Annotated in this window: 18 protein-coding genes, 1 tRNA gene and 1 pseudogene; 12 read left to right on the top strand and 8 right to left on the bottom strand. The window is 57.9% G+C overall.

The annotated features are described in order from the left end of the window. Positions 1-59: 59 nt before the first annotated feature. Positions 60-133: transfer RNA gene (locus tag Poly51_RS13965), tRNA-Ile, on the top strand. A 136-nt stretch (positions 134-269) separates the two neighbouring features. Then, positions 270-437 carry a hypothetical protein gene (locus Poly51_RS30435; protein WP_186775543.1) on the top strand — a complete coding sequence of 56 codons (168 nt, stop codon included), beginning with the start codon at positions 270-272 and terminating at the stop codon, positions 435-437. A gap of 18 nt (positions 438-455) precedes the next feature. On the opposite strand, the gene Poly51_RS13960 is transcribed toward Poly51_RS30435, so the two are convergent. Beyond that, on the bottom strand, positions 456-1754 hold the full coding sequence (locus Poly51_RS13960; RefSeq protein WP_186775542.1) for a serine hydrolase: 1299 nt from the start codon (positions 1752-1754) through the stop codon (positions 456-458). Positions 1755-1871: 117 nt separating this feature from the next. Further along, complete coding sequence (locus tag Poly51_RS13955; protein ID WP_146458367.1) at positions 1872-2807, bottom strand: LysR family transcriptional regulator; 936 nt, start codon at positions 2805-2807, stop codon at positions 1872-1874. Positions 2808-2943: 136 nt separating this feature from the next. Between Poly51_RS13955 and Poly51_RS13950 the strand changes: the two genes are divergently transcribed. The 3 genes from Poly51_RS13950 (at position 2944) to Poly51_RS13940 (ending at position 7224) form a co-directional block, all read left to right on the top strand. Continuing rightward, the gene (locus Poly51_RS13950; RefSeq protein ID WP_146458366.1) at positions 2944-4056 is read left to right on the top strand and encodes an isocitrate/isopropylmalate dehydrogenase family protein; all 1113 of its coding nucleotides are present in this window, start codon (positions 2944-2946) and stop codon (positions 4054-4056) included. 41 nt (positions 4057-4097) lie between these two features. Next, positions 4098-6518 (top strand): DUF5060 domain-containing protein, encoded by a 2421-nt coding sequence (locus Poly51_RS13945; RefSeq protein ID WP_146458365.1) that lies wholly within the window; start codon positions 4098-4100, stop codon positions 6516-6518. A 154-nt stretch (positions 6519-6672) separates the two neighbouring features. Next, positions 6673-7224 (top strand): cysteine hydrolase family protein, encoded by a 552-nt coding sequence (locus Poly51_RS13940; protein ID WP_146458364.1) that lies wholly within the window; start codon positions 6673-6675, stop codon positions 7222-7224. Between the two features lie 47 nt (positions 7225-7271). On the opposite strand, the gene Poly51_RS13935 is transcribed toward Poly51_RS13940, so the two are convergent. After that, positions 7272-8336 (bottom strand): CvpA family protein, encoded by a 1065-nt coding sequence (locus Poly51_RS13935; RefSeq protein ID WP_146458363.1) that lies wholly within the window; start codon positions 8334-8336, stop codon positions 7272-7274. 135 nt (positions 8337-8471) lie between these two features. Between Poly51_RS13935 and Poly51_RS13930 the strand changes: the two genes are divergently transcribed. The 3 genes from Poly51_RS13930 to Poly51_RS13920 all read left to right on the top strand — a co-directional run bounded on the left by Poly51_RS13930 (position 8472) and on the right by Poly51_RS13920 (position 11050). After that, a complete protein-coding gene (locus tag Poly51_RS13930; protein WP_146458362.1) occupies positions 8472-9125 on the top strand; it encodes a hypothetical protein in 654 nt (217 codons plus the stop codon). 105 nt (positions 9126-9230) lie between these two features. Beyond that, positions 9231-9773, top strand: a complete 543-nt coding sequence (locus Poly51_RS13925; protein WP_146458361.1) for a DUF6580 family putative transport protein — start codon at positions 9231-9233, stop codon at positions 9771-9773. Positions 9774-9874: 101 nt separating this feature from the next. Next, positions 9875-11050 (top strand): NAD(P)-dependent malic enzyme, encoded by a 1176-nt coding sequence (locus Poly51_RS13920; protein ID WP_146458360.1) that lies wholly within the window; start codon positions 9875-9877, stop codon positions 11048-11050. Here the strand turns inward: Poly51_RS13920 and Poly51_RS13915 are convergent. Then, on the bottom strand, positions 11047-11307 hold the full coding sequence (locus Poly51_RS13915; RefSeq protein WP_146458359.1) for a DUF4404 family protein: 261 nt from the start codon (positions 11305-11307) through the stop codon (positions 11047-11049). The genes Poly51_RS13920 and Poly51_RS13915 overlap by 4 nt on opposite strands. 7 nt (positions 11308-11314) lie before the next feature. Next, positions 11315-11680 carry a DUF4112 domain-containing protein gene (locus tag Poly51_RS13910; RefSeq protein ID WP_146458358.1) on the bottom strand — a complete coding sequence of 122 codons (366 nt, stop codon included), beginning with the start codon at positions 11678-11680 and terminating at the stop codon, positions 11315-11317. Positions 11681-11817: 137 nt separating this feature from the next. Between Poly51_RS13910 and Poly51_RS13905 the strand changes: the two genes are divergently transcribed. The 3 genes from Poly51_RS13905 (at position 11818) to rarD (ending at position 14845) form a co-directional block, all read left to right on the top strand. Continuing rightward, positions 11818-12516, top strand: coding sequence for a cyclase family protein (locus tag Poly51_RS13905; protein ID WP_146458357.1), 699 nt, complete (start codon positions 11818-11820; stop codon positions 12514-12516). After that, positions 12516-13805, top strand: coding sequence for a 3-oxo-tetronate kinase (gene otnK / locus Poly51_RS13900; RefSeq protein ID WP_146458356.1), 1290 nt, complete (start codon positions 12516-12518; stop codon positions 13803-13805). The genes Poly51_RS13905 and otnK overlap by 1 nt, the downstream gene beginning before the upstream one ends. Before the next feature lie 107 nt (positions 13806-13912). Beyond that, positions 13913-14845, top strand: a complete 933-nt coding sequence (gene rarD, locus Poly51_RS13895; protein ID WP_246114488.1) for an EamA family transporter RarD — start codon at positions 13913-13915, stop codon at positions 14843-14845. 77 nt (positions 14846-14922) lie between these two features. Here the strand turns inward: rarD and Poly51_RS31310 are convergent. The 3 genes and pseudogenes from Poly51_RS31310 to Poly51_RS13880 all read right to left on the bottom strand — a co-directional run. Then, a pseudogene (locus tag Poly51_RS31310) lies at positions 14923-15357 on the bottom strand (dockerin type I domain-containing protein); the annotation flags it as partial. A 1121-nt stretch (positions 15358-16478) separates the two neighbouring features. After that, positions 16479-18890: a serine/threonine-protein kinase gene (locus Poly51_RS13885; protein WP_186775541.1), complete on the bottom strand. Its 2412-nt coding sequence runs from the start codon at positions 18888-18890 to the stop codon at positions 16479-16481. Continuing rightward, positions 18887-19495 (bottom strand): RNA polymerase sigma factor, encoded by a 609-nt coding sequence (locus Poly51_RS13880; protein WP_146458353.1) that lies wholly within the window; start codon positions 19493-19495, stop codon positions 18887-18889. Before Poly51_RS13880 ends, Poly51_RS13885 begins: the two co-directional genes overlap by 4 nt. 216 nt (positions 19496-19711) lie before the next feature. On the opposite strand from Poly51_RS13880, the gene Poly51_RS13875 reads away from it, so the two are divergent. Further along, positions 19712-21439: a DVUA0089 family protein gene (locus Poly51_RS13875; protein ID WP_186775540.1), complete on the top strand. Its 1728-nt coding sequence runs from the start codon at positions 19712-19714 to the stop codon at positions 21437-21439. The last annotated feature ends 56 nt before the right edge of the window (positions 21440-21495 follow it).

Below are 21495 nucleotides of genomic sequence, written 5' to 3'. Positions count from 1 at the left end.
CTCGGCGTTATCCACATCGTTTTCGGGCGCCGAATCGGCAAGCGACCGAAAAACGCTTCGGGGCTGTAGCTCAGTTGGTTAGAGCTGGGGACTCATAATCCCTAGGTCGCGGGTTCAAGTCCTGCCAGCCCTATTTAGTGGAAACCGCCAGCGGTGGGATTGGCTCGGGACCTTTTGGTTCCTTGCCGACGCTTCGCTGGCGGTTTTGGTTGATGCGGGACGACGTTCTCTTACTCGAATCGTGAACCATGAATCAATGGACGGTAACGATGAACGCCGACGATGATCATCGAACGCCGCTGAAAGACAGACTATCGTTAGGTGCGATTTGCCTGCTTATCGTTGGGTTGCCGATCAGCGTTCTTATCTTGATGAATCTGCTCGGGGTCTTCGTGGGCCGGGTGATTGTCATCGTGCAGCATTATTTCGCAGCTTGACCCCTTTGCGTTTCGATTCTATTTCAGCAGACGACTGAGAAATTCCAGATCGGAATAGCTGTCGCGTTTGCCGTCGAGCGCGTCCACGATACCGTCGGCTTGCCGGACAACAACAAGTTTTGCGTCCCGGCTGATGAACAATCGTTGCTTGCCCGCTCCGGCGGCGAACACGATGTCCGAGGGAATCTTCGTTGTGTTGGTCAGGTCGTCCGAGCCGAAGCGAATCTGGGGGATCGAACGTCGCGTGGCCGGTTTCACCTTGGTGTTTAGCCAGAACGTCAATCCGTACGCGGGGTTCGCGTCATTGCCGACAAAACACTGGTCGAGTTTCGATTGCGGGATGATCGACGTCCCTTCCCACGTTCCACCCAAGCGAATCAATTCGCCAAACTTTGCCCACTCGGTGGCTGTCAACGCCGCGCCCGAGGGCAGGTGCGGATGACCGTCTTCATCGCTTCGCCAACGCGCGTAATCAAGGCCGATCGGCTTAAAGATGCGGCGAGTCAAATATTCGAGCGGGCTTTCCGACGAGCCACCGGACTTGAGTTTGCGGCGCATCAATTCGCCGAAGCATTGAAAGTGGGCCGGGCCGTAATTGAACTTCTCGCCCGGCGGTGTCAGCGTCGGGTTTCTGATTGCCGATGCGTAACTGGGCACTTGGCCACCGTCGCTACTGCCAGGGCTGATCCCGCTGGTCAGGTCCAAAAGTTGGCGAACGGTGATCTTGGATTTAAGCGGATCGTCCTTCCACTCAGTGATCGTATCACTGACATTCTCGTCAAGCGACGCGATCAAGCCGTCTTCGATCGCGGCGATCGCCATCACGCCGGTAAAGCTCTTGGTACCGCTGGCCAGCTCATGTCCTCGGGTCGCCGAGCCCCCGTTGGGATAGTCGGCGTAGATCGGTTTGCCGTCGTACATCACCAAGAAGGAAATCCCCTTCTTGGACGCACTGTATTGGGCGGCGGCGAGAACCGATTGCTGCGAGATCGGCGCCGCATCGGGGATGTCGCCGACAAAGTCCGCTGCTTGCCAGGGTTTGCCCGCATCCGTTGACGGTCCCTGGCGATTCACGGCCTTTTCCATCACTGCGCGAAACTCGTCGATGGACAACGCGCCGTCACCATCTTTGTCGAACTGGCGAATCAGAAAGGGTCGATTGGCTTCGCTGGCGGTGATGCGACCATCGCCGTCTTTGTCGAACGAATCGAACCGCGACTCGATAAACTGCCCTCGATTTTGAGCGTCTGCCGGGCACGAAACGATCGCAATGCCAATGCATGAAACGAGTTTTACAAGAAATCCAAACCGACCCATTTTCAGCTCACTTTTCTGAAAGAACGACATCTCGGAATTGAACCCCAAGTGCCCACGAAAGTTCCGCGAGTTCGTTCGAGAGGGGCACTTCGCGCCGTGAAGGGTTCGTCAGCGCGGCTAGGGGTTGGACGCGTTCCAGTCAGCATCGAGACGCCGAACGTGATCGACGAAATCCAGCATTGGCCGACTGAGCAGCGTTCCCTTTCGCCACATGAAGACAATGTTGCGTTGTCCCAGTTGTTTGGTAAGCGATCGTGAAAGAAGGTTTTTGCACAGCGTGCCTTTGCCTCGCCCGGCCAACACTCCGACGCCCATGCCCGCGGCAACGCACGCAATCGTGAATGCGCTGTTGTCAGTCTCGATCGCAATCGTGGCACTCAGACCATCGCGATGCAACGCTTGTTCGAGTGTGTCGCGACCGTGAGTTCCGACCGTGGTGACGACGAGTTCATGCTTGACCAGTTCTCGTAGGCTGCTTGTGCCCGATTTGGCGAACGCATGTTTCCTAGCCGCGATCGCCAGAAAGTCAACCGTATAGGCACGCTCGTAATGGATCCGCGGCGAACGCTGGTACGGGCCGGGCTCCAGCGTCAACGCGATGTCGGTTTCATCAGCAAGCAAACGTTCTTCGGCGCGTTGTTCGTTTCCCTGTCGGATGACAAGCTGGTTGCGATGGCGTTTGCGAAACGCTGCCAATGGCAAAGCCAAGTCTTCCATCATCATTCGCGTACCGACGACCAACCGGATCAGCCGCTCGGCTTGGGAGTTGTCGACGTGATCGAACGTCGATTCCAGGTGAACCAAAACTTGGTCCACTTGATCGAACAGCCGTTTTGCTGAATCGGTCGGCTGCACCTGACGGCCGACCTTCTCGAACAGTTTGACTGCGTAGATCGACTCGAGCGAGCGAATGTGCTGCCACACCGACGGCACCGACATTCCCGATGCCTTGGCAGCCGATGCGTACCCGCCGTGCTGCATCACCAACCGGAAGGTGTGCAAGTGAGAGACGCTCAGGTCTTCGACACGACCACGCGGGGGCGATATTTTCATAAAGGAATTTCGAACGATTGTTATCGACTATTTAATGGTGATTCATGGCATTAAAGATACAATCTTGGCCAATGTCCACTCGCAGTGGCGAAAACCTTCCTCCTGTGTCTCTTTTTTTGAAGAATCCCACATCGCTATGGCTGCTTATTCGATCGCCCTGTTGCCCGGTGACGGGATCGGCCCCGAGTGCATGGACGCTACTCGAATCGTTCTCGACCAGTTGGTTCAGGAGTTTTCGGGCTTGGATTTGAGCTTCAAGTCTCACCGAGCCGGCGCGGAACTGTTTCGCGAATCCGGCGAAACGCTGCCCGATCAGGTGCTCGCGGAATGCTTGGCGGCGGACGCGGTGCTGTTGTCGGCGATCGGGTTGCCCGATGTACGCTATCCCGATGGCACCGAGGTTCAACCCACGATGATGGTGGGACTGCGCCGCGCGTTGAACGTGCATTCTGCCGTTCGGCCGGTCAAGCTTTACCCGGGTGCGCCGTGCGCCCTGAAAGAGACCGGGCCAGGGATCGACTTCATCATCATTCGCGAAAATCTCGAAGGACTATTTGCTTCGTTTGGCGGCGGTGCCAAAGTCGGCAACGAAGTCGCCACCGATACGTTGGTCGTAACGCGGAAGGGTACGTCGCAAGTTTCAGACTTCGCATTTCGATTGGCCCAGCGTCGTAGCGGACGCCCCAGCGATGGAAAGAAGATGGTCACCTGTGTGGACAAAGCCAACGTGTTCCGCAGCATGGCCTTTTTTCGCGAGGTGTTCTTTGACGCCGCGAAGGCCTATCCCCAGATCGATGCCAACGCGGTCTACGTGGATGCGATGAGTCTGTACATGGTTCAGAACCCGTGGGACTTTGACGTCTTGGTGATGGAGAACCAGTTCGGCGATATTTTGTCGGACCTAGGCGCCGGCTTGGTCGGCGGACTTGGTCTGGGCCCATCGGCCGAGATGGGTGAAGAAAACGGATTATTCCAACCGTCGCACGGCACCGCGCCGCAATTGGCTGGACGGAACGCTGCCAATCCGATGGCGACGATTCTATCCGCCGCCATGATGCTAGATTGGCTGGGGGACAAGCATAGCGATCCGGTGTGCCATGACGCGTCCATTGTGCTTGAAGGCGCTGTCGCCAAAGTGCTTGCTGATGGCAAAATCCAAACACGAGACGTCGGAGGCACGTCATCGACCACCGAAGTCGCTCAAGCGATCGCGCAAGCATTGTCGCATTGCACCGCAACGTCCGTTTGATCGCGTCCCCCTAACCCTTCCCCGCCTTCGAGATGTCCGTCATGAATTACTCACACTTGGTCCGATCCGCGCTTGCGGCGACCGCACTCGTCTGCTTCGTACTTTCGCCGACCACACGGGCGCAAGACAACGCCCTTGGCACCCAGGACATCGTGCTGGAAGCGACCGATTTCTCGATCGACGGCACCGCCTACTATTTGGATCAAGGCAAGTGGCTGGCGATTCATCCCGAACGCAATAAGTCTGCGAAAACTCAGTCCGCGTTTCCGTCGGCAAGTGGCAAGTATCACGTCACGCTCGAGGCGGTCGGCGAGAGCGACGGTCGGGCGACCTATCAAGTCGCGATCAACGATTCCCAGGTGGGTGATTTTACGTGCCCGATCAGCCGCCAAACGTTCGAAACGGGACCCCAGTTTCACCACATGTGGCGTGACATCCGAGTCGGCGAAGGCGACGTTGTCACGGTCAGTTCACAGATCGCGTCTGCCGATGGCAAAGAGTTCAGTCGGGCACGCGTGGCCAGAATCCGATTCACACCTGCGGACGCCGCGACCGTCGCAGCAGTCAAGACGCTGGGTATGAAGGCTCCGTCTAAAACGTCGCACGGCGAGGCACTGGTTGGGCCACGTGGTAATGACGGCGACGGTTCCGTCGTGATCAGTGGCGAAGCAAAGCAATGGCACAAGGTCACCTTGACCCTTGACGGCCCATTTGCACACGAAGGCGATAACCGGCCCAACGCGTTCACGGATTTGGCGTTCAACGTCGCCTTCCAACACGAAAGTGGATCGCCGAGCTACACGGTTCCCGGCTACTTCGCCGCAGACGGAAACGCGGCTGAATCGTCCGCGGAGTTCGGGACAATGTGGCGAGCCCATTTGTCGCCCGACAAAGTCGGACGGTGGACGTACACGATCTCGTTCAAGCAAGGCGCGGGCGCGGCGATTGGCGACAACGCTGGAACGGCGATCACTCTGTTCGATGGCACGCACGGTGATTTTCAGATCGAAGACAGCGACAAGATCGGCCGCGACATGCGCGCAAGAGGGCGTCTGCAGTACATCGGAAAACACTATCTGCAGTATGCGGGATCGAAAGAATTTTTCTTGAAGGTGGGGCCCGACGCACCCGAAACGATGCTCGGCTATCAAGACTTCGACAACACGATCGCTCGCAAGTCCGGTGTTCCCCTGAAGTCATGGAAGCCTCACGTTGGCGATTGGCAATCGGGTGATCCGGCCTGGAAGAACGGCAAGGGCAAGGGACTGATCGGTGCCATCAACTACTTGGCTAAAAAGGGATGCAACACGTTTTCGTTCTTGACCTACAACGCAGGCGGAGACGGTGACAACGTTTGGCCGTTCGTCAAACGCGAAGACAAACTTCACTATGACTGTTCCAAACTTGACCAATGGGGTGTGATTCTGGATCACGGGACGGCAAAGGGAATGCACCTGCACTTCAAAATGCAAGAGAACGAAATGGACGACAATCGCCGAGGTCACGGCGACCAAGCGGGACAGGTTCCCGAATCGCTTGACGGCGGCAAGACCGGAGTCGAACGCAAGCTGTATTGTCGCGAGCTGATCGCTCGATACGGGCACGCGTTGGCGTTGAACTGGAACATCGGCGAAGAGAACACTCAAAGCAGCGACGAAATCCGCGACATGGTCAACTACATTCACGACACCGATCCGTACCACCATCCGATCGTTCTGCACACGTATCCCAACCAGCAGGACAAACAGTACACGCCCTTGCTAGGTGACCAGTCAAAGTTGACGGGCGTGTCGCTGCAAAATTCTTGGAACCAAGCTCACGGGCGAACCCTAAAATGGGTTCGCCAATCCGCCCTTGCCGGCCGACCGTGGGTGTGCGCCAATGACGAACAGGGCCCCGCAAGCGACGGAGTCCCCGCCGACCCCGGTTACCAGGGCAACGACGGGACCGGAACGCAAGACGGCAAGACCTACACGGCTCACGACATTCGCAAACTATGTCTTTGGGGTACGCTGATGGCCGGCGGCGGCGGTGTGGAATACTACTTCGGCTACAAACTCCCAGAGAACGATCTGGTCTGTGAAGACTTCCGAAGCCGCGACACAAGTTGGGATTATTGCCGAATTGCGGTAACGTTCTTTGCCGACAACGCGATTCCATTTGCGGAAATGACGAATGCCGATTCGTTGATCGGAAACATCAAAAACGGCAACTCGAAATTTTGTTTCGCCAAGCAAGATGAAATCTATCTTGTCTATTTGCCGAATGGTGGCGAAAGCAGTTTGGATCTGAGTGACGCAAACGGCGCGTTCACCGTCGAGTGGTTCAACCCGCGAACCGGCGGCGGCTTGCAACAGGGTACCGTCGGCCGAATCGCCGGAGGCAAGCGAGAAACCTTGGGCCCACCGCCCGTGGATCAAGACCAAGACTGGCTGGCGGTCGTGCGGAAGTCCGCAAACTGACGTTCACAGAGCGGTCGAGTTCTCGAGAGAAAACTTCGGCTGTTCGAGTTCCGATGGCCCCCCCTTCGCCAGCGTCTTGCGATAAGATCGACGGACCGTCGATCCGTGTCGCGATCGACTTCAATGCTAGGAATGCTGAGCAAGGATACTGTTTATGAAACGTGCGCTATTGGTCATCGACGTACAGCGCGAGTACTTTGAGGGCGCTTTTCCGATTCGCCACCCGGTCGGTCATTTGGGATCGATCTTGGCGGCGATGGATTCCGCCGCGAAAGCAAAGATTCCGACGATTGTCGTTCGTCACCACCAACCCGATCCCCAGTCACCCGTGTTTTGTCACGGCAGCGACATGTGGCAGTTGCACGACGAAGTTGAATCACGTCCGCGTAGCGTGTTGATCGACAAGCAATTGCCCGGATCGTTCACGAACACTTCGCTAGACGATTTTTTGAAAGCGAACGAAATCGAAACGGTTTCGATCGCGGGATACATGACACAGGTTTGCTGTGACACGACCGCCCGCCAGGCGTTTCACCGCGGATACAAAGTCGAGTTTTTGAGCGACGCGACGGGAACACTTGACGTCGCCAACAAAGCCGGCAGCGTCACGGCCGAACAACTACACGAGTCGATCTTGGTTGCCCAGCAGATGTTCATCAGCGATGTGATCGACCGCGCCGAGTGGACCTCGCGAATTGAGGGCTAATGCTTCGGTACGATGAAAGATTTCGATTCCCTTGAATGTTTCGCAATCTAGTTGGCGAAACCTGGGGTCGGGGCGGCGTTCTTGATCACCTTGGCGGCTTCGGTCAAGAATCCGGGCTGATCGACCAACTCCATCACGGCCGGATGGCTGAGCAATTTCATCGCCATCGACGGCGTTAGGGAGTTGCCCGACTTCAACATTTCTTGGACGTCGGGATCCGTGTTCAGTTGATTGACAAGTCGTTGCACGGAAGGCTGTTCACGCAGCGTCTTGATTTCCGGTGCATCTAATAGTTCTTGCATTTTGACCGGATCGCGAAGCACTTCGGCGGTTCGTCCGAATTCTTCGACCTTGTTCAGCTCCGGCACCCATTCCAACGGATTGTATTTGACGATGTATGGCCCGACCACGCTTGAATGTGTCGCTGCGGCCGTTTTCAAAATCACGTTCGATGCGAATTGGCTTTTGCCTTCTTTGGCATCACCTTGAGCCGCACGTTGCTTCTGCATCGGTTCGACGACCAACATGCCGCCCAAGAAGAACACCAGACCGGCGACGCCTTGCAACATTCCGAACGTAAAGCCCAGGCGACGGTTCCATCGATCCAGCGATGACCGACGGCGGACCATCCGCCCGAGGATGAACCATAGGCACAGCATCACAAACATGCCGATCGCTGCTGCGACGATGCCGATACTGAGAAATCGGTTTGCCAATCCCGTCGTACCGAAAATTTCCGAGAACCGATAAGCGTTCTCCATCCCGATTTTTGGTGCAAAGGCGATTGCCGCAGCAAGCGCGACGACCGATGCGAATATCGAGAACACGCCGCTGCGATAACCGGCAAACGCGGCGAAACCGGCGACCATCAACATGGCGGCTGCGACGAAGTCCCGCTGAACAAGGAAGAACGTTGCGGGACCGAAGAATACGAGCGTCCAAAACAATCTTGCCTTCATGGACATCGAGTTGTTCGGAACGACGGGTTCTTCGTAGTACTGGACCGTTTGCATGTTTGGCTCGCGAGAATCGTGAATGGGTCGGTTGAAAGCTAGGTCATGCAAAACGGTGTGGCTGGCAAGCCAGTCGTGGGTTCCTTGACGAACAGCCATAGAGATTGGGGTCGTGACGGTTGTGCCGTCGATGCCGCTTTTGCGCCGTTGGTCGGTCAAGCTATGTCTTGAGGGTCGAAACGGCCGAACCTATCTCTTGGACACGATGCACCCAAGGATGGATGAATCTGAACGATGAAAACGAATACTCTCGCGGTCTGCCCATTGAATTCCCCGTTCGCGGTCATAACGCCGCTGGTCTGGATGACATCGCTTTTGATCTGCGTTGTCGTTTCGGGCACGGTCATGGCGGCTGATCAAGCAGACATTGACGATGAGGTCGGCATGACCGCCGAAAAGGATTCGCAGCCGAAGTTCGTCGATGGCCGCTTCATCATTCCACCGATCCAAGGTCGCTCGACGGCATTCGAGGGCATCGGAAATGGAAAGACACCGGACGGATTCCGCGAGGGCGAAGAACGTCCCCTGCAAGCGTTACCCGAATCGGGAGCCGACCGGGCTGGTAATTGGTCTTGGTCGATGGCCGACTGGGCCGCACCGAACACCTACTCGAACCCGCGATACTTCGAAGACCGGATGCTTGAACGGCACGGGCACGAGCGGTTCGGGATCGCTCAACCCCTGGCAAGTGGCGTCCGATTCTTCGCCACGGTGCCGATGCTGCCCTACTTGATGGCGATCAGTCACCCCTGCGACTGTGAATACACGCTGGGCTACTACCGCCCCGGATCCTGTGCCCCGCGGACGTTCCAGCGTCCGCCGTGGGATCGACGAGCGATCATCGCCGAATCGGCCGCGGTGGCGACCGGGATGATTGTCCTGCCGTAGAGTGACTTCCCGTAAGATAGGCAAGGGGAAGGTCTTCCGCGGGTTTGACCGGTCGGATACAGTCATCGGTGAAACCCTTTATTCTCGAAAGAGCCCTCGCCCGCCATGATGTTCTACGCGTTAACCCTGATTGTGGCCGCTAGCCGTTTTTTGCCTCATCCGCCCAACGTCGCCTGTGTCGGTGCACTCGGATTGTTCGCCGGATGCTATTTGGCGGGACGTCGCGCCTATTTGGTGCCCGCAGCAGTTTTGCTGGTGAGCGACATTGTCGGGCATTTGCTTGGGATTCCCGGCATGGGGTTCTATTCGCCAATCGCGATGGCCAGCGTTTACGCAGGCGCCACGTTAGCCGTGCCGGTGGGACGCTGGCTTGCACGCCATCAGTCGTCCGGCGGGATAGGTAAAACGGTTCGAACCGCGGGTGGTTCGCTGGCCGCATCGACTCTGTTTTTCTTGATCAGCAACTTGGGCGTTTGGCTCGCGGGCTGGTATTCGATGACCGCCATCGGGTTGCTGGCTTGTTACGCGGCCGCGATTCCGTTTTTCGGTTATACGGTTGCTGGTGACTTGATCTTCACGACCATCCTGTTTGCTGCTTGGCAATTTTCAGTTCGCCCGTCTTTGGTGCCCTGCAAGGTTCCCGTTTAAGTCGGATGTTTCGGCGGGCACGCGCGGTGAACGGCTCGTTTTGCAAAACGCCGCCAGGGGCCGCAACTGGTGGATGACTATCCACGCCCAAGGTGCTCGCGATGTCTGATTTTTTTGAACGCAGTTTGATCATTCACGAACAACTGCGTGGCAAGATGGGAATCCAGTCGCGGATGCCCATTCTGACCCGCGATGATCTTTCGGTCGCCTACACTCCCGGCGTCGCGCGGCCTTGTGAAGTGATCGCGGCCGATCCGATGCGAGCGCGGGACCTGACGATCAAACGCAACACGGTCGCCGTGGTTAGCGACGGGTCTGCGGTTTTAGGCTTGGGCAACATTGGCCCGTATGCTGCAATCCCGGTCATGGAGGGCAAGGCGATCCTGTTCAAAGAGTTTGCCGGAATTGACGCGTGGCCGATCTGTTTGGATACCCAAAACGTCGACGACATTGTCGAAACCGTCAAACGCATCGCGCCGGTTTTCGGTGGCATCAATCTGGAAGATATTTCGGCGCCACGGTGCTTCGAGGTGGAACAACGGTTGCAGTGTCTGGACATTCCCGTCTTTCACGACGACCAGCACGGAACCGCGATCGTGTTGTTGGCTGCACTGATCAATTCGGCCAAGGTACTAGGCCGCAGCTTGATCGATCTGAAAATCGTCATCAACGGCGCCGGCGCGGCGGGCACGGCGATCGCAAAGCTGCTGCGTTGTGTCGGGCACGACCCCAACGTTTGTGTTCCCGTCAAAGACGTGATCGTTTGCGATTCACGCGGCGCGATTCATCGGGACCGCGATGATCTGGCCGGTTACAAACAAGAACTGTTGGCGTACACCAATCGGCAATCGGTCGCGGGCGGTTTGAAGGAAGCACTTGTGGGCGCAGACGTTTTCATCGGCGTCAGCAAAGGCAATCTGCTAACCGCGGCTGATATCCGCACAATGAACGACAACGCGATTGTGCTGGCGATGGCCAACCCGATTCCCGAAATCATGCCCGAGGAAGCCCACGCGGGTGGCGCCGCGATTGTGGGCACCGGTCGCAGCGACTTTCCGAACCAAGTCAACAACGTGCTGGTTTTCCCTGGAATCTTCCGCGGTGCCCTCGATTCGGCGGCGCATTCGATCACCGAAGAGATGAAAGTCGCCGCCGCGCGTGCCCTCGCTGCCTGCGTCGAGCAACCCACGGCTGACAAGATCCTGCCCGATCCGCTGGACCGAACCGTCTCGCCGCGGATCGCCGATGCCGTCGCAAAAGTGGCTGCGAACGACTAGAAACCCATCTGTTGCAACATGTCGGCGATGCGACCCAGCTCCATCGTCAATCTTGGGTGCGATTCTTCGAACGAAGTCGCCGCATCGGTAACGTTCTCGCTAAGCGATGTATCGGTCTTCGCTCGCTGCTGTATCGCGACTTCGATTTCTTTCATCGTCGCTTGCAATCGCTCGACGTCGCCGGGATCAAGTTGGTCGGCATTGGCTAGTTCGCGGTGGACGCTCGCAAGCGCGTCCGTCAACTCTTGATGACTCATTTTTACTTCAACCTTGTTGGGAAGCCTGATGTGCAATCTCGCGGCGCAGCAGATCTGCACTCTTGCGATTGCTTTTCCAAAAGATGTCGAACAAATCGCCCAACACCGGAATCGCTCCGATCACGAAGTCGATCAGAGCATAGATAAACATCCACCAATACACACGCTTGCGAGCACCCGCCCGGTGTGCCTGTAAGATCAAAAAACCGTGCGATACCAAACCCGCCGCATCACCAATACCAGGAATGAACCCCAGGATGCTGTCCCAGCCCAACCGAATTCCAAGAAACGGAATGGTAATGATATCGTCCATCAAACGAGCCAGCCCATCGGCCCGCATTTGAATCTCGTTCAGACGTTCTTTCTCATTCATGGAAGCTCGCGGTCGGTGACATCCTTTCCGACGCCGTCAAGGACATCGCGCCGCCGTGACACCGGCAGTCCTTTCACTTTACACTGTGCGACGACCGTTGCGGAATCAACCGACGGAATCAAACCGCGGAATCGACCATGCGCCGAATCATCGACCTAACGCTGCCCATTGACGGCAACCTGCCCAATGCCAGCGTCGAACCTCATAAATCAATCGACCGCGACGGCTGGCGGGCCACCATGCTGCGGCTGTATTCGCATTGCGGCACGCACATGGACGCGACTTGCCACTTCTTGCCCCATGGCCAGTCGATCGACGAATTGAATCTAGAGGCTTGCTGTGGAATCGCGACGGTCGTCGATCTGTCGCCCGCCGAGCCGTCCCAATCGATCTCTGTGGAAGAATTTCATCGTGCCCTCGGACGCGATCTTGCGCCCGGCGAACGCCTGCTGATCCGAACGGATTGGTATCGACGTTACCGGGCGGCTGAGTATCGCGACCGATTGCCTCGCATCTCGACGGAATTGGCGAATTGGTTCGCTCACCACCAAGTCCGTCTGGTCGGCGTCGAGCCGCCATCGGTCGCGGACGTCAACGATCTATCCGAAGTCACCGAGATCCATCACATTCTCTTCAAGGCCGGCATTGTCATCATCGAAGGCCTCGCTCACTTAGACCAAATCGGCACTGATCGATGTCAATTCATCGCCCTGCCGCTTAGGATTGTCGGTGGCGATGGATGCCCCGTCCGCGCGATCGCCATCGTGGGTGACGGTGAACCCGATCCCGTTTCGGCGATGGGGTTTCAAACCATCACAAATACGGAAACGCACTGATGAACCAAGACGTACGCGGCCCGTTGATCGGTTGCATCGCGGATGACTTCACGGGTGCGACCGATGTGGCCGGATTGATGCGCCGCAGCGGGATGCGCGTCGTCCAGTGTTTCGGTATCCCTGCGAATGCAAGTTTGGTCGCAGGCTTTGACGCCGTCGTTGTGGCATTGAAGTCGCGTTCGATCGCCGCCGATCAGGCTTGCCATCAATCGTGTGATGCGGCCCGTTGGCTCGCATCGATCGGAACCGAGCGATTTTTCTTCAAGTACTGCAGCACGTTCGACTCGACCCCCGATGGCAATATTGGCCCCGTCGCCGAGGCGTTGATGGATCACTTGAATGTGCAGCAAACGATCTTTTGTCCTAGTTTCCCCGAGAACCGACGAACGGTTTTTCAAGGTCACTTGTTCGTCGGTGACGCGATGTTGAACGAGTGCGGCATGCAACACCATCCGCTGAACCCGATGACGGATGCAAACCTGGTTCGTGTATTGGCGGCACAAACCCAACGAGCCGTGGGGCGAGTCGGTCGACCGGTGGCGGGCAACGACTTTGGTGCAACGCTTGCAGCGGCGGCGCCGATGGTCATCGTTGATGCGATCGACAATGACGATCTGCACGCCATCGCGGTCGCCGTGGCCCATCATCGGTTGGTCACCGGCGGATCGGCGATCGCCGGACACATCGCCGACGTACTGATGAAACGCCGCTCGTCACCAAGAGTCGATGCTGGCACCGTGCGAACGCCAGCCGATGCGACCATCGACGGGCCGGCTGCCGTGCTGGCCGGTAGCTGTTCGACCGCGACACAGGCTCAGGTGCAAGACTTTGCGCGCGACCATGAGCATCTGACGCTCGATGTCGTTTCGGCGTGTGACGGCGTAGACGTGCTTGGCGCGGCAAAACGGTGGGTGGACGCGCAGACATCGGGTCGGCCGGTTTTGATTTCGACAACGGTGGACCAAGAAACACTTGCGCAGATCCAGCAATCGTCGACTCGCGAAACCGCTGCGGCGATGGCGGAATCAATGTTGGCCGAATTGGGTGCCTACCTAGTCGACCACGGCATTCGCCGCCTGGTGGTGGCCGGCGGTGAGACATCCGGCGCGGTGGTTGAACGACTGGGGATCGAAGCGATCGAAATCGGTGACGAAATCGCTCCAGGCGTCCCGTGGACGTACTCGCAAGGCACGCCGCGAGTCGCCTTGGCCCTAAAATCCGGGAATTTCGGCAACGCCACGTTCTTTCGCACCGCCATCGATGGGATTGCGGGGCCAGAGTCCGCCTAGTCGAAACGAACTCTTTCGCGATCGATCGTGTCAGACCAGCAACTGATCCGCGACTTCGGCGAGACTGTGGCTAGCTTTCGGCGCGATTCCTTTTCAAAGACGATGCATTGAACGACGCGAACATTTCGGCGACCGATCTTCGATCCTATCGGGTTGGCGTCGTCTTTGCGATCTTGGCCCACGTCTGTTGGGGATTCTTTCCGCTGTATTGGCGGATGCTGCGAAGCGTTTCCGCTGTCGAGCTGACCGCTCACCGAGTTGTATGGTCGTTCGCAATTTTGACCGTGCTGACGGTCTCGGTACAAAGATTGCGACATCTGGTTTGGCGACGTCATCCGCGTTGGACGATCGCGATCTACGCAGCCGCCGCGGTGATGATCGCGATCAATTGGCTTGCGTTCTTGTACGCTGTCGGCACTGACCGAGTCCTACAAGCGTCCCTGGGCTACTACATCAACCCGTTGGTCAATGTGCTGCTAGGCGTCGCCGTCTTGGGCGAGCGACTGAAGCGTTCACAGATAATCGCCGTGGTTTCGGCAGCCATCGGTGTCGGTGTGATGGCGGTTGCAGGCAGCGGCATGCCGTGGATTGCCTTAACGCTGGCGTTGTCGTTCGGTAGCTACGCACTGTTGAAGAAGAAAGCGACGCTCGGTGCATTCGAAGGCTTGACGCTAGAAACCGGCATGTTGCTTCCGATCGCGTCGATCTACTTGATTGCCACCTCTCAATCCGATCCGTCGTCGTACACTTCGGCGACTTGGAGTCTGCTGGTGCTAGGCGGCGCCGTCACGATCACGCCGCTCGCATTGTTTGCCGTGGCAGCCAAGCGTGTCCCGCTGTCAACGATTGGTATCCTGCAGTACGTCGGTCCGACGCTTCAGTGGATCGTCGGTGCGATAATCTTGGGCGAACCCATCAGCACGTCCCAGTTCATCGGGTTTGCATTCGTTTGGGCGGGCGTGATCGTGTTCATTGCCGGAGACAAGATCGGCCATTGGGCAAAGCAAATGTCGACCGCAGTCGCTGACCGCGGGGCCTGAGCATTGCGTCGACTGGATCCGACGGCTTCGCCCTCGATGTTTAGACTCGTTGTGGGTTGTCGAGCCAATCGGTTGATCACCCGCAATGCGTCCAACGCCGACACTTCGCCTTCGCCTGTGACATCAAAGTAACGACCCACATTCCGCGTCGGCGGTACCGCGGGTAATGTCGCGCGACTGATCTGGTTGATGACCAGTAGGGCGTCCGCCGCTGTGACCGCGCCATCGTCGTTGACGTCGTAGATATCGTTGGGATTCTGGAAAGGAAAAGGATTGTCGCGGATGACGACCGTCGCCGCGTCCGCGGTGAAGCCGTCCGCGCTGGCCGTGATGGTGACCGTCGAATCGTTGTCGATGATCAAATTCTCCGTCGCTTGCAGTGCGAAACCCACGCTCGATTGACCCGCAGCAATGGTTACCGACACGGGCACGCTCGCTCGCACGGTCGTGTTCAAGGTCAACGCGACCGTTACCTCGCTGGCCAGATTGGCTTGACCACGATCAACGGTCATGGTCGTCCGTTGGCTCTCGTAAATCGAATTGTCCGCTACGTTCACGACCAATCGCGTGGGTTCCGTCATCCGGAACCCGAGGTCCCGGAAGATCCCGACTTCGACTGCGGATAGCGACCGGGGCGCAACAACATCGGGGCTGCCTGCCGAACGCATCAAAGCGTTGTCGTAGACCGGGTTCTCGTCATCCAAGTGGCTCCAACTGCTGCCCTCGACGAATTTTTTGGGCGAGAACAGACCTACGGGCTTGCCGCCGTTGACAGCCATCGCGTTGGGACCGTTGAAGAACAGCCCCCGATCCGGGCTGGCGCCGCCAAGTTTGACACGGTCCCACAACGCCGCGTCGAGGACGAAGGACGACGAATCAATGACGGGGCTGCTCAAAGCATCCGACAAATAGCGATCGAACTGGGACCATACGCCGGGACTGCCCGCAGCGTTGCCGTATCCGTCTTCGCCCGCAAGCGTGACGTCACTTGCGAAGCCGAACGTGTGCAGAATCTCGTGAAATAGGGTGCCGAAAAAATCTTCTTCGTTCGCCATCGCGCCCGCGGGATCGACGCCGGTGTACCACGTCACCGCCCAGTTGACAGTCACCGATCCATCCGAAGTAGCGCCGTTCAAGTCGACGCCATCGATGACTTTGCGGCGAACGACTTCGGTTTGCCCGAATCCGGGGGTGCTGCTATCGCTGAACTCGCTTTGCGCGGACGCGATCGTATCGGAGGCTTGGTCTTCTTCGGACAACACGTTCAATTGAATCGTGGCTGTGTGATCGAACCACTGACCCAATTGATTGGCGGCCGACTGCAACAGGTCGCGGCGGTATTGCCCTTGCACGGCATCTTCGAAACCGATCCCCGACCCGATCTCGCCGCCATAGTTGAATTCAAAATCGACGGCCATCAGTTCGCGTGACTGAAGTCGTTCGATCGCCAGACCGCGCCGCTGTCGCAGCGATGACTTCGGTTTGGCAAAAAGCGTCGCGATGATCCGAGGATTCATGTCAGTTTCGGCGGTTGGACGAGAAAGAGTACTCGTATCCAGTACTCCAAAACGCCGTTCGACCTTGCGCAGAAAATCGACAATCATCGAAGAAAAATCTGCAGGCACCAAACCGGCTAACGGCGGTTTGCTTCGAGTCGGCGTTTGGCGCGTGACAGTCGTTTCTCAGTCGCGCGGGTCGGATCGGCTTCGTGGCTGGCAGTGGCCAAGTCGAGAAGTCGCTTTGCCCACCGTTTTTTCGCAACCGGGTCGTTCGCGTCGACGGCGATCGAATGAGCGTTCTTTGCGAACAAGTCGACGATTTCGTTAACTGAAACGTCAAGTGGACGCTGCTGGAGATACGCCTCGGAAATCGGCCAACCCTGTTCGGCGATACGGAGGCCTTCATCCAATTTCCCTTGATCTGCCAAGCAACTCGAACGACCCGAATAGGCTTCGACCAAGTACTCTTGAGTCTCGAACAAGTCGGCGGGGTCTTCGTCCCGCCGGTCGATCGCGATGCACTGTTGGGACCAAGTTTGCAGTTGGCTGAATTCCTTGAGAGCCGATTCGGTCGCTTCGCTGTCGTAGTATGCGACGGCGATGTCGTTCTGGATCATCAGTCGCGATACGCGTTGATAGTAGCTGATCGTGTCGAGCGCCCCGATCCGTTGGTGGGATTCAAGCGATCGGACGTAATGCGGGATCGCGGCGGTGTCGCCGTCACGATCCGAAACCGCATGCCCAAAATCACGGAAGATGTCACTGGCCAACACTGCCACGTCGATGTCGGTCGGATCATCGGCCAGCATTTGGTCGGCCAACGTTCTAGCCTGCTCGAGCGTCGGCCACATCTCGGGCGTCGGTTCCATCTCGTAGCGCACACGTGCCTGGCCGGCCACGATGCGCAGTTGCAACAACCGAAGCGGCTTCGTCTCTCGTTCGGCCAAACCGATTTGCCGCAACGATTCCGAGGCCAACGAAAGATGTTCTAACGCCCGGTCCCACTGCTGCGATCGTTGCAAAGCCAGCCCCAATCGTGCGTGCGTCTCGGCGCGATAACGCAACAGTTTCGCATCGCCGCGATCTTCGATCATCGACAAACTGTGCGCCGCTTTTTCGAGCAAACGAATTTGAATCTCGTCGGTTTCGAACTCGTCGGCATCCAGTTCGTCGTAGGCGGTGAAAACGACCGTCTCCATCGCTTGAAGCGCGATGTCCCGATCGAGCGCCGATTGTGCGGCTTGATAACGCGTTTCGGCATTGGCTGCCGCCAACTTGATCGCGGCGGCCGATGCGATCGCGGCAATCACGACGGCCGAAATCATCGTCACTCCCAGCGTCGCCGCCGCGGCGGGATGTTGCTTCAGCATGCGCCGAACCCGAGTCATGACGCCCACGGGTTTGGCGATCGTCGGGTTGCCGTCGACGAAACGTTGAACGTCGTCCGCCATGGCCGCAGCCGTGTCGTAACGATTTCTCGGATCCTTGGACATCGCCTTCAAACAGATGTTTTCGATCGCGATTGGGATTTGATCATCCAGCGATCGTGGCGACTTGGGTTCATCGTTCAGAATCTGCCAGAGAACCATTCGCACGGTGCCGGCGAACGGAGCCTGGCCGGTCAACAATTGATACAGAACACAGCCGAGTGAATAAATGTCGCTGCGCGCGTCGATCGCACGAGCGTCCTCGATTTGTTCGGGGCTCATGTAGGCCGGCGTTCCGGCGATGTCGCCCGTCCGTGTCAGATCGGAATTGCCATCCGTTTCGCTAACCAAACCGAAATCGGCGACCATCACTCGGTCGGTGTTTCCCTCGTCGATCAACAAGTTCGATGGCTTGATGTCGCGATGGACCAGCCCCGCTTGATGAGCCGCGTCGACGCCGCGTGCGGCTTGCTGGATCCACTTCGCCGCCTGGATCGGCATCACCTTGCGACCATCGCGGGCGAAATCCGCAAGCGTTCGTCCGCTAAGCAGTTTCATCACCAGCGCGGGCGGAAACTCGTCCGACGCTGCCGAAATGAATTCGTAGACCGGCAAAATATGATCGTGCCGCAACTCGGATGCGACACGCGCCTCGCGTTTGAGTCGTTGTTGAGAATCCGCATCGCCGGCATTTTCAAAACGTAACACCTTCAACGCGACCGGCCGATCAAGATCGCTGTCCCAAGCCTCGAACAACACGCCGCTACCGCCACTGGCAATTTGACGAAGTACTTCGTACCGTCCGATCCGCCCGATGCCTCGCGAAGTCATTGGCGGAAGCGGAAACCTCATCGTGCTTCTATTTGGCGTACTTTGGCCGGTCGGCGACTTGGGAAGTTGACCTTGATTCAGACGAACGGTGTATTCGCTTGCCGAAAGCGTCCTGGACGAACCACTGGCGTCTTCGACCCACGCATCACTCGACAAGTGATCAAGCAACGACTGGCACCCCGCACAGTCTTCGATATGAGATCCAATCGTGGCGCTCAGATCCTCGGGCAGCGTATCGTCGAGCAGCCGCTGCAAGTCTTCGACGCGAGGGCATGACGAATCGGTCATCGAATCGCTCCCGCGTCGATCGATTCGAGCGTCGTGACAACATCGCGAAGACGCTTCAGCAAACGGCTCTTGGCGACATACACGTCGGCCAACTTCATCTCCAATTGTTTGGCGACGTCGCTGGCGGAACATTCCTGTTGAACCAGCAACTCGTAAACCATCCACTGTTGCTCGTTGACTCTGGTGCGAACGAGTTGCTCGGCTTGGCGGACGAGTTGGCGTTGGTATTCTTCATCGATGCGTCGGCTCAGATCATCCCAGCTCTTCGGATCGCCGACGCTGGACAGTCCGGCCGGGCCGTCGGGCAAACGGGATATCCGGCGGCCCAAATCTTTGGCCGCGTTGACGGTCACGGTCTTCAGCCAACCGCGAAAGCTTCCTACCGAACGGTCGTACCGGAACGTTTGCATTTTCTCGAGCAGCTTCATCAGCACTTCTTGAGTCACGTCCGCCGCATCGCTTTCCTGCAGCCCGGATTGCCAAGCCCAAGCGTGAACCGCCGGCGCGTATTGTTCGACGAACTCATTCCAAGCGTCGTCAGACGGACCGGCCGCCAATCGACCCAGCAGCGTCGGGCTGGTTTCGTCAGAGAAATCGCGTGGCATCTTGATCTTTGGTTTGGCCGAATGCGGGGACGTGTCGTTCGACGCGCCGCGGTGGATTGTGACTCAAAGTGTGGGACCGAGCCATCACGCGGCCGCAACAAACATTCTGATTTTCTTGAATTGTCGCGCAAGGTTCACCGCCCCAGTCTCGTAACCCTTGCGAACCGAGGCTGGTCTCGGTGCTCTTCAAAACTCTTTTGCACAAAGAAGCAAGCCATGAAGCGATTGCAAAAACACCGCCCCGGAAAACAGAATCGTCGTTGGAATCTCGAAAAGCTGGAAGACCGGCGGTTGATGATCGCGTCGGCAATCGCCCCGATCGATGTGGTGGACACGACGGATTTCTACGGCCCCATCCAGATCGCCCCCGTCACCGCGGGCGCTACGAACGTTGCCGCCAGAACGGGTTCGAACGACCGCGTCGCTCGCATCGTCGATGGGACACGAACCAGTGACTATGCCGCGGTGGGAGTCGTCGGTGATCAAGCCAATGGCCCCGGATGCACCGGCACACTGATCAGCCCGACGCACGTGCTGACCGCCGCACACTGCAGCGTCACCGATCGTGGACGACCGATCTCCGACACGTCGGGAACGTTCACCGTCGGCGGCCGAACCTATCAAACCGAGCGAGTTTTTGTTCATCCCGGCTACGACAACAACTCGCTGGCCAACGACATCGCTATCTTCCAACTTCGCGAACCGGTGGTGGGCATCACGCCCGAACAAATCTCGCGATCCGCGCCGACCGTGGGCCAGCAATTGACTCTAGTTGGCTTCGGTGCCGGCGGAACCGGCGCCAGCGGACATACCGGCGACTTTGGCACCAAGCGAGTCGGGCAAACGCCGATCGACCGTGTGACGGCGACCGAGATTCAATGGACGTTCGCACCGGGCGAAAGCAACACCGCGCCGGGTGACAGCGGCGGCCCCGCGTTTGTGACGGTCGGCGGCGTTCGCTATCTGGCCGGCGTCACATCCTACGGCGAAAACGACAACGCGGGCTACGGCGATCAAAGCGGCGATACGCGAGTCGACGCGTTCGCAAGCTGGATCGATTCCATCGTCGGTTTGCAGGTCATCGATCCGGTGGACCCCGTCGATCCAATCGATCCAATCGATCCAGTGGATCCACTGGATCCCAATCGAGACGATCACGGCGACCGTCTTGCGGACGCGACGCCAATCGATCTAGGCAGTGGCGAGCGAGCGTCCTTGGATGCCATACTCGAAGTCGAAGGGGATCGCGATTTTTTCTCATTCGACTTGGCCGAAGCGAGTGAAGTTTCGTTGGCACTGTCGAGCAACGGTTCGGACGTCGACACGTACCTACGGCTCTATGACGCGACCGGCAACTTGATCGGCGAGAACGACGATACGGGTCGATCACTCGATAGCGCCTTGGCGACGCGACTGGCCGCCGGTCGTTACTACTTTAGCGCCGGTGGTTACAACGACGGAGAAGAAGGCAACTATCGCGTTGAAGCCCAAGCAACGGTTTCGCAAACCTCAGACGGGGGCGGCGATGTTGACATCGATCTCGACGAACGAGGCCGAGGCCAAATCGAGTCGCAATTGATTGCCGGTCAAACGACGACGCTCACTTTCGAAGCCGTCGGCTCAGGACGCACCACCATCAACGCGTCGGCCCAGTCGCGCGGTGTCGATACAGTGATGCGAGTGCTCGACAGCAGCGGAAACGTCGTCGCGATGAACGACGACTATGGTCGCGGATTGAATAGCCGCGTCGACTTCCAAGCGGTCGCCGGCGAAGTCTATTCCGTCGAAGTCTCGGAATACAGCGGCGATGCGGGTGACTTCCGATTGACGATCAACAATCGCACCAGCCGCAGTGTGTCACAGCGTGTGTCTCGTGGTGCTGCCAACGACGAAGCGATTTGCGGATTCGTCTACGGGCCGGTGCTGGACATGGACTGGGTCTAGTCCAGTCGTTGATTGCGTAGCCTTCTGTTTTGGCTCGCGTTCACTTCACCCGCCCT

It is taken from the genome of Rubripirellula tenax, from assembly GCF_007860125.1.
Lineage (GTDB): Bacteria > Planctomycetota > Planctomycetia > Pirellulales > Pirellulaceae > Rubripirellula > Rubripirellula tenax.
This window is presented reverse-complemented; position numbering and strand designations above follow the sequence as displayed.

Bases quoted from the DNA above. Each gene is read 5' to 3' on its own strand.
- Poly51_RS30435 (WP_186775543.1), top strand. From the start codon at position 270: ATGAACGCCGACGATGATCATCGAACGCCGCTGAAAGACAGACTATCG.
- Poly51_RS13960 (WP_186775542.1), bottom strand. From the start codon at position 1,754: ATGGGTCGGTTTGGATTTCTTGTAAAACTCGTTTCATGCATTGGCATT.
- Poly51_RS13955 (WP_146458367.1), bottom strand. From the start codon at position 2,807: ATGAAAATATCGCCCCCGCGTGGTCGTGTCGAAGACCTGAGCGTCTCT.
- Poly51_RS13950 (WP_146458366.1), top strand. From the start codon at position 2,944: ATGGCTGCTTATTCGATCGCCCTGTTGCCCGGTGACGGGATCGGCCCC.
- Poly51_RS13945 (WP_146458365.1), top strand. From the start codon at position 4,098: ATGAATTACTCACACTTGGTCCGATCCGCGCTTGCGGCGACCGCACTC.
- Poly51_RS13940 (WP_146458364.1), top strand. From the start codon at position 6,673: ATGAAACGTGCGCTATTGGTCATCGACGTACAGCGCGAGTACTTTGAG.
- Poly51_RS13935 (WP_146458363.1), bottom strand. From the start codon at position 8,336: ATGGCTGTTCGTCAAGGAACCCACGACTGGCTTGCCAGCCACACCGTT.
- Poly51_RS13930 (WP_146458362.1), top strand. From the start codon at position 8,472: ATGAAAACGAATACTCTCGCGGTCTGCCCATTGAATTCCCCGTTCGCG.
- Poly51_RS13925 (WP_146458361.1), top strand. From the start codon at position 9,231: ATGATGTTCTACGCGTTAACCCTGATTGTGGCCGCTAGCCGTTTTTTG.
- Poly51_RS13920 (WP_146458360.1), top strand. From the start codon at position 9,875: ATGTCTGATTTTTTTGAACGCAGTTTGATCATTCACGAACAACTGCGT.
- Poly51_RS13915 (WP_146458359.1), bottom strand. From the start codon at position 11,307: ATGAGTCATCAAGAGTTGACGGACGCGCTTGCGAGCGTCCACCGCGAA.
- Poly51_RS13910 (WP_146458358.1), bottom strand. From the start codon at position 11,680: ATGAATGAGAAAGAACGTCTGAACGAGATTCAAATGCGGGCCGATGGG.
- Poly51_RS13905 (WP_146458357.1), top strand. From the start codon at position 11,818: ATGCGCCGAATCATCGACCTAACGCTGCCCATTGACGGCAACCTGCCC.
- otnK (WP_146458356.1), top strand. From the start codon at position 12,516: ATGAACCAAGACGTACGCGGCCCGTTGATCGGTTGCATCGCGGATGAC.
- Poly51_RS13885 (WP_186775541.1), bottom strand. From the start codon at position 18,890: ATGACCGATTCGTCATGCCCTCGCGTCGAAGACTTGCAGCGGCTGCTC.
- Poly51_RS13880 (WP_146458353.1), bottom strand. From the start codon at position 19,495: ATGCCACGCGATTTCTCTGACGAAACCAGCCCGACGCTGCTGGGTCGA.
- Poly51_RS13875 (WP_186775540.1), top strand. From the start codon at position 19,712: ATGAAGCGATTGCAAAAACACCGCCCCGGAAAACAGAATCGTCGTTGG.